Annotated in this window: 11 protein-coding genes; 8 read left to right on the top strand and 3 right to left on the bottom strand. The window is 60.4% G+C overall.

The window, feature by feature from the left end; translation table 11 throughout:
• Positions 1 to 300 precede the first annotated feature (300 nt).
• Genes EOS_RS19820 through EOS_RS19830 form a run of 3 tightly spaced genes read left to right on the top strand, consistent with a single transcriptional unit; the run spans position 301 to position 3,172 of the window.
• Entirely contained in the window at positions 301 to 1,380 is a 1,080-nt protein-coding gene (locus EOS_RS19820; RefSeq protein ID WP_047848383.1) for a sugar ABC transporter substrate-binding protein, read from the top strand.
• A complete protein-coding gene (locus EOS_RS19825; protein ID WP_047848384.1) occupies positions 1,377 to 2,378 on the top strand; it encodes an ABC transporter permease in 1,002 nt (333 codons plus the stop codon). Before EOS_RS19820 ends, EOS_RS19825 begins: the two co-directional genes overlap by 4 nt.
• On the top strand, positions 2,378 to 3,172 hold the full coding sequence (locus tag EOS_RS19830; RefSeq protein WP_047848385.1) for an ATP-binding cassette domain-containing protein: 795 nt from the start codon (positions 2,378 to 2,380) through the stop codon (positions 3,170 to 3,172). The genes EOS_RS19825 and EOS_RS19830 overlap by 1 nt, the downstream gene beginning before the upstream one ends.
• A gap of 16 nt (positions 3,173 to 3,188) precedes the next feature.
• Here EOS_RS19830 and EOS_RS19835 read toward each other — a convergent pair whose 3' ends face one another.
• On the bottom strand, positions 3,189 to 4,325 hold the full coding sequence (locus tag EOS_RS19835) for a LacI family DNA-binding transcriptional regulator (protein WP_053063975.1): 1,137 nt from the start codon (positions 4,323 to 4,325) through the stop codon (positions 3,189 to 3,191).
• Between the two features lie 343 nt (positions 4,326 to 4,668).
• Here EOS_RS19835 and EOS_RS19840 point away from each other — a divergent pair, with 343 nt between their 5' ends.
• The 5 genes from EOS_RS19840 (at position 4,669) to EOS_RS19860 (ending at position 10,135) form a co-directional block, all read left to right on the top strand.
• The gene (locus EOS_RS19840; protein WP_053063976.1) at positions 4,669 to 5,490 is read left to right on the top strand and encodes a shikimate dehydrogenase family protein; all 822 of its coding nucleotides are present in this window, start codon (positions 4,669 to 4,671) and stop codon (positions 5,488 to 5,490) included.
• Between the two features lie 68 nt (positions 5,491 to 5,558).
• Entirely contained in the window at positions 5,559 to 6,416 is an 858-nt protein-coding gene (locus EOS_RS19845; protein WP_047848386.1) for a fumarylacetoacetate hydrolase family protein, read from the top strand.
• A 118-nt stretch (positions 6,417 to 6,534) separates the two neighbouring features.
• Positions 6,535 to 7,863: an MFS transporter gene (locus EOS_RS19850; protein WP_047848387.1), complete on the top strand. Its 1,329-nt coding sequence runs from the start codon at positions 6,535 to 6,537 to the stop codon at positions 7,861 to 7,863.
• Positions 7,864 to 7,918: 55 nt separating this feature from the next.
• Positions 7,919 to 8,866, top strand: a complete 948-nt coding sequence (locus EOS_RS19855) for a dihydrodipicolinate synthase family protein (protein WP_047848388.1) — start codon at positions 7,919 to 7,921, stop codon at positions 8,864 to 8,866.
• Between the two features lie 78 nt (positions 8,867 to 8,944).
• Positions 8,945 to 10,135, top strand: a complete 1,191-nt coding sequence (locus tag EOS_RS19860) for a porin (RefSeq protein WP_087881974.1) — start codon at positions 8,945 to 8,947, stop codon at positions 10,133 to 10,135.
• Positions 10,136 to 10,198: 63 nt separating this feature from the next.
• On the opposite strand, the gene EOS_RS19865 is transcribed toward EOS_RS19860, so the two are convergent.
• Both EOS_RS19865 and EOS_RS19870 read right to left on the bottom strand, forming a co-directional pair.
• Complete coding sequence (locus tag EOS_RS19865; RefSeq protein WP_047848390.1) at positions 10,199 to 10,825, bottom strand: DAK2 domain-containing protein; 627 nt, start codon at positions 10,823 to 10,825, stop codon at positions 10,199 to 10,201.
• Between the two features lie 27 nt (positions 10,826 to 10,852).
• On the bottom strand, positions 10,853 to 11,355 hold a 503-nt coding region (locus EOS_RS19870; protein ID WP_047848391.1), incomplete at its 5' end, for a dihydroxyacetone kinase subunit DhaK.

Here is an 11,355-nt window from a genome sequence, read left to right on the forward strand (position 1 = left end):
CCGTCGCGACGTTCCCAAATAATGGAATGACCGACAAGCCCGCCGTTTCCTAAGCTCACCTCGCCCCCTCCAAACGACCCGCTCTTCCGCGATTCATCAAAATAGTCGGACTAGTTAAGGGTATACATTGATTAATTGGCTAAGTGCCTGTTCTAGCATGTCGATACGTCGTCATTCGACCGTGCGTGCGCTTGAGCACGCGGGTTTCGCAGAGTTCGTCGACGCCCGGCAACGGCGCTTCACCGGCCCGCGCCGTCACGAGAACTGAGATGTTCAAAAACACCGAGACGGGAGAATGACATGGCGCAAGATCGGGAAAACCAGGGTGACGTACAGAGCGTGCGTCGCGGCCTGCTGCAAGGTGCCGGCCTGACAGCGGCATTAGCGCTGCTAGGCGGCGCGATCACACCGGCTCAAGCTGCGGAAGCCGGCCCGTTTCCGGCGCACAAGCGCTGGAAGATCGTATTCGTCAATCACGTAACGACAAATCCATTCTTCGTTCCGACGCAATATGGCATTCAGGACGCGGCCGCCTTGCTCGGGTTCGACTACCAATGGACCGGCTCAGCCAACGCCGACGTGGCCGAAATGGTCAATGCGGTCAACGCGGCGATTGCCGCGAAAGCCGATGCAATTGCAGTCCCTATTGTCGACCCCAAGGCGTTCAACACGCCGATCCAGAAAGCGCTCGACGCAGGAATCCCAGTATTTGCATACAACGCTGATGCTCCCAGCGGCAGCGCCAATCCTCGCCTCGCGTATATCGGCCAGGATCTGTATCTGTCGGGCTACCAGATGGGCGAGCGCATCGTAAGCCTTGTGGATAGCGGTCTCGTCGGACTTTTTATCGCGACGCCCGGCCAGCTCAACATCCAGCCGCGGCTGGACGGCGCACTCGACGCAATCAAGAAGTCGGGCAAGAAAATCGACGCGCAAACCATCGCGACCGGGGCGACCGTCAACGAGGAACTCTCGAAGATCAAATCGTTCTTCCTGGGGCATCAGGATCTGAAAGGCATGTTTGCCGTCGATGCAGGCAGCACGCAAGGCGTGGCTCAGGTCATGAAGGATTCCAACCTGCCGTCCAAGGGCGTGCACGGCGGCGGCTTTGATTTGTTGCCGCGCACGGTCGAGCTGATCCACGAAGGTTTTCTCGACTTCACGATCGACCAGCAACCTTACGTACAAGGTTTTTATACCGTGCTGGAAGCATTCGTTTTCCTTGCATCCGGTGGACTCGTTGGGCCAGCCAATATCAATACGGGCCTGAAGTTCGTCACTAAAGGCACGGTCGATCCGTACCTCACCACGGAGACGCGCTACGAAGGCAAGAGTACGAAACCGCAGATCGTGCCGCGCACAGGTCCGATCAAGGCGTGAGCGCTCCCGTGACGGATGCCGGTAAACCGAGCCGGCGCGCAAGGTTATGGCCGGGCGCGATCAGGCGATCCAGCGAGATCCGCATCCTCGCGGTCGCGGTGATCCTCAGCATCTACTTCGAGACGGCCAACCATGACTTCCTGCTGACGAGCGCGAGCCTTGAGAACCTCTCGCAGTTCATCGCGCCGGTAGCCATCATTGCCTGCGGCGAGATCATGCTGATGATCGGCGGGGAGATCGATCTCTCCGCCGGCATGGTCTTCGCATTCGCACCCTTCGTCATGCACTTCGCGAGCGAAGCGGGCGCACCCACGTGGCTCGCATTGCTGGCCGGCGTGCTGGCCGCAGGCGTGGTCGGGCTGATCAACGGCGCGGTGACGGTGTACCTGCGCATCCCCTCCTTCGTGACCACGCTCGGCACGCTGTTTTTCGTCAATGGCTTTACGCTGACCATTTCACGCGGCACGCCGGTTTCGCCGCCGGAGGGTGCGAATTTTTCGGCGTTCATGGGCGCGTGGGGTTATAGCGAAATCATCTGGACGATCGCGATCGCCGCGGTCATGCATGTGTTGCTGCGTCATACGCGATGGGGTTTGCATACCATCGCTGCGGGCGCCAATCCGTTAGGTGCGAGCGAAGCGGGCATTCACGTCAAGCGCCTGAAACTCGGCAATTTTGTGATTGCTGCGCTGCTTGCAGGCTTTACCGGCATCCTGGAAGGCTTCCGGATAACCTCGATCGATCCGCAGGCAGGCGGCAACCAGATCATGTTCCTCGCCGTCGCCGCGGCCGTGATCGGCGGCACGCCGCTGGCCGGCGGCTCGGGCACGATCATCGGCGGGCTGATCGGTGCGGCAGTGCTCGGCATCCTCAACGACGGCTTCACGCTCATCGGCATCAACGCCTTCACCTTCAACATGATTCTCGGCGCTGCGATCCTGGCGGCCATGATCTTCAATATCCACGTCGTTCGTCTCGCGCGTAAAGGGGACCTTTGATGTCCGCCGCCGCATCGGCTTCAGCGGGGCCGGCGGCGCTGCGAGGCGAAGATATCGTCAAGCGTTTCGGCGCGGTCACCGCACTCGACGGTGTGTCGCTCACGCTCAGGCAAGGCGAGATCCTTGGCGTCCTCGGCGACAACGGCGCAGGCAAATCGACGCTGATAAAAATCCTCACGGGGTTTCATCAGCAGACGAGCGGCAAGCTATTTGTGGCTGGCGAGGAAACGATGCTTCGCTCCGTCGACCACGCCCGCTCGCTAGGCATTGAATGCGTCTATCAGGATCTGGCGCTGGCCAATTCGCTCAGCATTTATCACAACATGTTCCTGAATCGGGAGATCGTGCGACGCGGTCCGTTCCCGTTCCGCCTGTTGAATAACCGCGCGATGCGGGCCCGTGCCGCGGAATGCCTCGAAGAGATCGGTGTGCATGTGCCGTCGGTCGATCTGCCGGTCGAGCAACTCTCAGGCGGGCAGCGGCAGGCAATCGCCGTCGCTCGCGCGGTCAATTCGGATGCAAGGATTCTGCTGCTGGATGAACCGCTCGCGGCAATGGGCGCTCGCGAGGCGGGACTGATCATTGACCTGATCTTGCGGCTGAGGGACAAGCAGGGGCTGTCGATTGTCATGATCATGCACAACTACGCCCAGACGCTCGATATTGCGGATCGCGTCATGCTCATGCAGCGAGGTCGCGTGACTTACGAGCGGGAGGCAGCCAGCACATCGGTCGCCGAGCTGATGGATATCGTGCGGCGTGAATACCGGTCCATGCGCACGGGTGCGCCTTAGAAACTTCGCTGCACAATCACGCAACGCCGGGCGCTTTGCCCGTCGATTCACGCTCAACCAGCAGGACGTCGAGCATCGCCGGGGAGGCACAATCCCGGCCCGCCAACCGATCGATGAGATATTGCGCGGCCAACTCCCCCATCTCACGATCGGGCACCCGCACCGTCGTCAGCGAAGGCCGCGAGTGCGCGGCAATCTCGATGTCATCGAAACCGCTAATGGACAGCGTACCCGGCACGTCGATGCCCATCGCCTCAGCCTCCAGCAATGCCCCGATCGCGAGGATGTCGTTCCCGCAAATGATCGCGGTCGGCGCGGGAGCGTGACTCATGATCTGCTGGAAGCTCTTGCGCGCGAACGGTATGCGTCCGACGTTGGAGTTGTTGTCCATCAGCGCAAGGTGAGGCGGCCTCAGCGCAAGGCCATTTTCCGCGAGCGTGGCATGAATGGCGCCCAAGCGCGCCGCTACGCGATTGTTGAGTTTCGTCGACTGAAAGATCACGCCGAACCGCGTATGGCCGAGTTCCAGCAGCCGCCGCGTGATGACCTCGTAGGCGCGCGCATGATCGAATCCCGCGCACGGGTGGTCGCTGTCCGCCCGCTTGCCAAAGGTCACGACGTACGGGATGTCCTTCGCCCGCAACAGGTCGAAAAGAGCGTCGGGGTAATTGTCCCCGAGCAGCGCGATCGCATCCACGCCGCGCCCCACCATGCCGCGCGCCAGCCGATAACCCTCCTCGGGATCATAAGAAGAACAGGCAACGAAGACGGCCAGTCCTTCAGCGCCAAGACGCCCCTGGAAGGCCTGCAACTGCTGGTGGAATTTCTCGTGTTCAAGCGTCGGGACAATCGCACCGACGGTATAGGACCGCCGCGAGACCAGCGAACGAGCAGCAGCGTTCGGGACCCAGTCGAGTTGCGTAATCGCGGCCCGGACACGGGCGCGGGTTTTCTCGGTCACCTTCTCGGGGTCGTTCAGGTAGCGCGAGACCGTCGCCGTGGACACGCCGGCCACCCGCGCGACATCGGCCAGCACGGGCTCGTCGCCGGAGGTAGTAAGCGAACGGGGCGTTTGTGCCGTCATGGGCGTGGGCTGAGTCTCCGTTGCGTCGGCGTTCGCGCGTGCGGTTTCGGTATCTTTCGAATCTTGCATGAAGAAATTGGAGCCATGTAAGCGGTGTGCTGAAGGTAAGTGTTTGCCCTTAAAGGTGCAATAGCGATTTGACGGTATGGCCGAAATTATTCTACGATGTAAGCGCTATGCAAATCTGGTGATGCCAATCGGCTGCAATAATTTCGGAATCACACATACCGTGAATAGGCCAGTATCGCGTGGTGCTAAATCTTAAAGCTAACTCATGGTTTGAAATGCATAGCGGTTACATTTATACGACCAAACGGGGCATATGGAAGCGCATGGGCTAATCAGGCCTGGAAGCCTTGTGCAGCCGGTTGTCAGAGTCGTTGATTGCTAAAACACGTAATAAGGATGGGTCGTGACAAATAGCTGGGAAGTCGATTACGTCAACGGGAAAACGCGCATCTTCGGAATAGTCGGACATCCGATCGAGCAAGTGCGCTCGCCGGAAATGATCACGGCGGAATTGGTGTCGCGCGGCCTCAATTCCCTGATGATTCCGGTGCACGTTCTACCCGCCGACTTCGACCGGGTCATGCCCGAACTTCTGAAGCTGCAAAATTTCGACGGATTCGTATTCACCATTCCCTTCAAAGGCGAGGCGCGCAGATTTGCGAGCCAGCTCGGTCCGCAGGCAAGCTTCGTCGGCGCGGTCAATGCGCTCGTGCGCACGGACGACGGTCAATGGCTCGGCGATATATTCGACGGCCTCGGCTGCGTGGAAGCCTTCCGTCGCAGAGACGTGAGTTTCGCAGGCAAGCGGGTGATGATGATCGGCGTTGGCGGTGCAGGCAGCGCGATAGCCATTGCGGTGGGACGCGAAAGTCCCGCAAGCATGAGGATCTTCGACCCCGATGCACAACGCGCCGAGGATGGTGCGGAGAAGGTGCGGCGCTGCAGTCCATCCACGCAGGTCGAGATCGGCGAGCCGGTCGTTGATGGTATCGACGTGCTGATCAACGCCTCTCCGGTCGGGATGCTGAACGACACGCGCACGCCCATTCGTGCGGAAACGCTGCCCCGCGATCTGATCGTATTCGATGCCATCGTCAAGCCGGAAATGACGCGGCTCTTGTCTCTAGCCAGGGATAGCGGCTGCACGTTCATTCAAGGCCGGGAAATGATGCGCGGACAAATCAGCAAGATTGTCGACTTCTTTCAAACCCGCGATTTCTTATAAGAAATTTGATGGCAACGAGTCGTCAGGATAGCGGCGTACTCATTCATTCAATCGCAACTGGAGTAACGATGAAACTACTGCGCTATGGCCCGCAGGGCTCGGAAAAACCCGGCTTGATGGACGAAAAAGGACAGATCCGTGACCTGTCCGAAGTCGTGAAAGATATCGACCCGGATTTTTTTGCGGGCGATGGTCTTAGCAAGGTGGCGACACTCGACGTCAATCAATTGCCGATCGTGCCAGGAAAACCGCGCATTGGTGCGTGCATCCGGCGCCCGGGAAATTTCATCGCGGTTGGCCTCAACTACGTCCAACACGCGATCGAAACGAACGCACCCATCCCGAGCGAGCCGATTCTATTCAACAAGGCACCGTCCTGTATCTCCGGGCCGTTCGATCCGGTCACACTGCCCGTGGGCTCCGTTAAAAGCGATTGGGAAGTTGAGCTCGCGATCGTTATCGGGCGGGACGCGCTGTATGTCAGCGAAGAATCCGCGCTTGATTATGTGGCCGGATATTGCGTATGCAACGACGTGTCGGAACGGGAATCGCAGCTCGAACACGGCGGACAATGGGTAAAGGGCAAGATGTTCCCGACCTTCGGGCCGCTGGGTCCGTGGCTCGTGACGAAAGACGAAATCGCCGACGTCCAGGAACTGAAGTTGTGGCTGGAGTTAAACGGGAAGAGAGTTCAGGATTCCTCCACGAACGACATGATTTTTCCCATCAAGAAACTCGTGTCGTATATCAGCCAGTTCGTGGCGCTTCAGCCAGGCGATGTGATTACAACCGGCACGCCGCCGGGTGTGGGTCTTGGCATGCATCCCGAGCTCTATCTCAAGGCCGGCGACACGATGAAGCTTGGCATCGAAGGGCTCGGTACGCAGGAACAGAAAGTGGTGAACTGGGCTGCAACGCAGAAGTAAATAAACGGCGCACGCCTATGTGCCGGGGTTCTGCGCCGACGTCGGTCGGGCGAATCTCGACCCGGCGTTTTGCCAGCCGCCTTTTCAAATTTCACAACATATATAACGGAGACGCAGCATGAACGAGAGTCCGGCAGGTCAAACCACTCCGCCTCGCATACGGCGCAGCCAGACCGTGGCGCTGTCGCTGCTGATGATTAGCGGTGTCATCAACTATCTGGATCGCGGCACCCTGGCTGTCGCGAACGAATCCATTCGCGCCGACCTTGGGTTGTCGCTCGGTCAGATGGGCATTTTGCTCTCAGCGTTTTCGTGGAGCTACGCATTGTGTCAACTGCCGGTCGGTGTACTGGTCGACCGCATAGGACCACGCTGGCTGCTGGGCATTGGCTTGATCGTCTGGTCGCTCGCGCAGGCAGCGGGCGGACTTGCCGCCACGTTCGGTTATTTCGTCGTCACGCGCATTGTGCTCGGCATCGGCGAGGCGCCACAGTTCCCGTCGGCGGCGCGGGTTGTCAGCAACTGGTTTCCATTGCGATCGCGCGGCACGCCCACGGGCATCTTCAATGCAGCGTCGCCGCTGGGAATTGCACTCGCGCCGCTGTGCCTGTCCATTCTGATCGCATCGACGAGCTGGCACTGGGCGTTCATTGTGACGGGCGCAGCAGGCTTCCTTGTCTCTATTGTCTGGCTCATGGTCTATCGCGATCCCGTCAGGTCGCAGATGACGGACGTCGAGCGTCAGTACCTTGATGCGGACGCGGATCAGGACTCGGCGAACAAAGCCGCTGGAAAACTCACGTTCGCCGACTGGCGCGCTCTATTCTCCTACGGGACCACGTGGGGCATGCTGATCGGCTTCTTCGGTTCGGTGTATCTCAACTGGGTCTATCTGACCTGGCTGCCAGGTTACCTGAGGACCGCGCGGCACATGAGCCTCGAGCGCAGCGGTATTGCAGCGGCTGTACCGTTCTTCTGCGGTTTTATCGGCGCCCTGCTCGCGGGATGGCTGTCCGACCTGATTACCCGGCGCAGCCGTTCAGCGGTGGCGGGCCGTCGCAACGCGGTCGTGATCACCATGCTCGGCATGGTCGCGTTCACCGTTCCGGCCGCGCTGGCCGAGAGCAATACGATCGCCCTCGTCTGCATCTCGGTCGTGATCTTTCTGGCAAACGCTGCTTCCGCCTGTTCGTGGTCGCTCGCCACCGCGGCAGCACCGCCCAGCCGCATCGGTTCGCTCGGTGCGATCCAGAACTTTGGCGGTTTTCTTGGCGGAGCGCTGGCACCGGTCGCGACTGGGTACATTGCCCAGGTTTCGTCGTTCGTGCCTGCTTTGTTGACCGGGGCCGGCATCGCACTCGTTGGCGCAATGGCATATCTTGTTCTGGTCCGCAAGCCGATTCCCGAGCGCGAACCCGAGACCGCGACGCTGCATCTACCCGCCTGAGATAAATGCGCAAGCCGTTGCGCAACCAGGCTTGATTCTGACGATAGAGAGAAATATGGATACCGTATTAAAATCTGCCACCACGATAGAAGGTATTGTCCCGGTCATGCTAACACCATTCGACGAGGCCGGCGCGATCGACTACGCCGGGCTCGAACGCCTGATCGAGTGGTACCTGGAACATAGCTCGGACGCGCTGTTCGCGGTCGCTCAATCGAGTGAAATGCAATTCCTGAGTCTCGCCGAGCGCGCTGCAGTGGCACGTTTCGTCGTCGACAAAGTCGCGGGCCGCGTTCCGGTCGTCGTGTCCGGCCATATCAGCGACGATCCCGATGCCCAGGTCGAAGAACTCAGCGCCGCCGCTGCGTCGGGCGCTCAAGGCATTGTGCTGGTAACGAACCGGCTCGATCCGAAACGTGAAGGCACAGCGACCTTTCTCGCCAATCTGGAGCGGTTGCTCAAGCGTCTGCCCTCCGACGTACCGCTCGGCTTCTACGAATGTCCCGCGCCGTATCGCCGTTTGTTATCCGATGAAGAACTGAAGGCCTGTATCGACACCGGCCGCTTCGTGATGCTGAAAGACGTGAGTTGCGATCTCGATACCGTCAAGCGGCGCGTTGCGCTCGCCAAGGGATCGCCGCTGAAGATCCTGAACGCCAATGCAGCGATTGCATGGGACGCAATGAAAGCAGGCTCGTCCGGCTTCAATGGCGTCTTCACCAACTTCCATCCCGATCTTTATCAGTGGCTGCGCACCAAAAGCGACGCCCACCCGGCGTTGGCCGAGGAATTGTCGACGTTTCTCGTGGTCGCGGCCGTGTCGGAAGCGCTGGGGTATCCAGCACTTGCGAAGATGTACCACCAGCGCATTGGCACCTTCGGCTCAATCCGCTGCCGCGTGATCGACTACGACGTGCGCGAGCGGTTCTGGGCGCTGGATGCGGTTCTCGACAAGATCGTTGCCGGCACCGAGCATTTCCGCGCGCGGATTACAGCGCTGTAGTGCGCTGCATTTGAAGACGCTTTTATAAAAAAGAGTAAAAGGAGAAGTTGAATGAAAAAACGCAGTCAATATATCGGAATGCTAAGCGTTGCGGGCGCTTCATGTATCGCAAGCTCCGCGTTCGCGCAGAGCAGCGTGACGCTGTACGGGATCGTGGATACCGGCCTGGTGTATGCGAGCAACCAGGCATCGCTCGGGTCAACCAGCGGCGGTCACTCGGTGACGAAACTCGCGTCGGGGATCTGGGCTGGAAGCCGCTTCGGCTTGAAGGGTGCGGAAGATCTTGGCGGCGGAACCAAGGCGATCTTCCAGTTGGAATCGGGCTTCAATCTCGACACCGGGGCGCAGCAATATACGAACGCGGAATTCGGCCGCCAGGCGTACGTTGGTGTGACGAACCCGGCCTACGGTACGTTCACGGCCGGCCGCCAGTACACGTCCTACTATGCACTGCTGTCGCCGTATAGCCCGACCACCTGGCTCACCGGCTATTTCGGCGCGCACCCCGGCGATATCGACTCTCTGGATACCGATTTCCGCGAAAACAACTCGCTCGTCTATACGTCGCCGACCTTTTACGGGGTGACCATGAGCGGCTCGTATTCCGTGGGCGGCGTCGCGGGCAGCCTCAATGCGGGCTCTACCTGGAGCGTGGCGTTGCAATACATCAACGGTCCATTCGGCATTGCGGCCGGCCTGCAGCGCATCAACAATTCGACACCGGGCGGCGGCGCCTGGGGAACCGACTCGACGACCAATTCGGGCGGGCAACCGGGCGTGTCTGCGCTCACCAACGGTTATCAGACCGCGGCGGCCCAGCAGCGCGTGGCAGTCACGGGAGGTTATGCGTTCACCCAAGCGCTCGATATCTCGGTGACGTATTCGAACGTCCAGTACATACCGGGTATCAACTCGAAGTTCACTGACGAAGCGGTCTTCAATACTTTCGGCACCGTGCTTCACTATCGCGCTGCACCCCCAATCGATCTGGCCGCGGGCTACAGCTATACGCGCGCTACGAAGGCGAACAGCATCGACAGCGCGGCGCAGTATCACCAGTTCAATCTGTCCGAGGCCTACAACCTTTCGAAGCGTACGACGCTGTATGCGCTGCAGGCGTTCCAGGTAGCGCACGGCAAGACGCTGGGCACGGCGGGAGCAGGAAACATCATCAACGCGACTGCAACGCTTGGCGATGGCTTTCAGAGCAGCCCATCGTCATCAGGCAAGCAGTTTGCTGCCGGGGTCGGCATCGTTCACCGTTTCTGATCCAACCGCAGTCCGGGTGGCGGCCAGAGGTCTGATTGCGGACCTCTGGAACAGGCAAACAGGTTACGGCCTGAGCGCCGCTTGCAACGCGACAAGGAACCGCAAGTACGCTGTCGCCCCCGGGTCCGCATGCCCGATACTGCGTTCCTGCACCCACGCCGCACGGCCCTTTTGCGATTGCAATCCGGCGGTCGCATCGACTTGCTCCTGAGCCGTCGCGATCATCGCCGCGAGCAATTCAGCGGCCGTGCCGTTCGAGGACGCAAGTACATCGAGGCTTGGAATCAGGGCGTCGAGCACGGTCTTGTCGCCGAGCTTGCTCTTGCCGCGTTCGGCAATCCGCCCCGCCACCGCGCGCCCGATGTCGACCGCCTCCGCCTCGCCAACCGATGTCTTTCCGGCCACGACCTTCGACGCCGCCAGCAACCCTCCCCCCACTAACGCGGCAAAGGTGGACGGGTTAGCCGTCGAAAACGCCTTGCCGGCGCCGAGCAATACATCGGCTATGGAGGCGTCTTCCGGCAAGACGTCCAGCGCTTTGACGACCGCGGCGGACCCCGCCGCCACCGTGATGCCGAGGTCTCCATCCCCCAGCGCGGCATCGAGGTCACGCAGTTCGTCGGCATGCGCCGGCAGTGCGCGCAAGGCGCGTGTCAACACGTCCCGGAGTTCCTTGCAAGTCACGCTCATCGCATGTTCTCCTGATTCATCCGGTGATCATTCACGGAAGAAAGGCGAACGAGCGGGCGCGGCCAGCAGCGCTTCCAGTTCGTCGTCCACGTGCATCACCGTGATCGATGCTCCCGCCATTTCCAGGCTCGTCACATACTCGCCCACATACGATCGTGCGATTGTCAGCCCCTGGTCCGCGAGCATGCCGGCCGCTCGCCGATACAACACATAAAGCTCCTCCAGCGGGGTCGCACCCAGCCCGTTCACCAGGATGGCAACGCGGGAGCCCTTAGGCAGAGCGAGATCGCGCAAGATCGTGCCGGTGAGCCGGTCCGCAATTTCATCGGCCGTTTCCAGCTTGCCGCGATGCGAGCCGGGCTCTCCATGAATGCCGATACCGATCTCCATCTCGCCTTCAGGCAGCGTGAACGTAGGCTTGCCGGCGGCGGGAAGAATAGTGGGTGACAGCCCCACCCCCATCGTGCGGCTCCGGCTATTCGCCTTGCCCGTAATGCGCGCCACTTCATCGAGCGAGTCGCCCCGCTCCC

The organism is Caballeronia mineralivorans PML1(12), from assembly GCF_001028175.1.
Classification (GTDB): domain Bacteria; phylum Pseudomonadota; class Gammaproteobacteria; order Burkholderiales; family Burkholderiaceae; genus Caballeronia; species Caballeronia mineralivorans.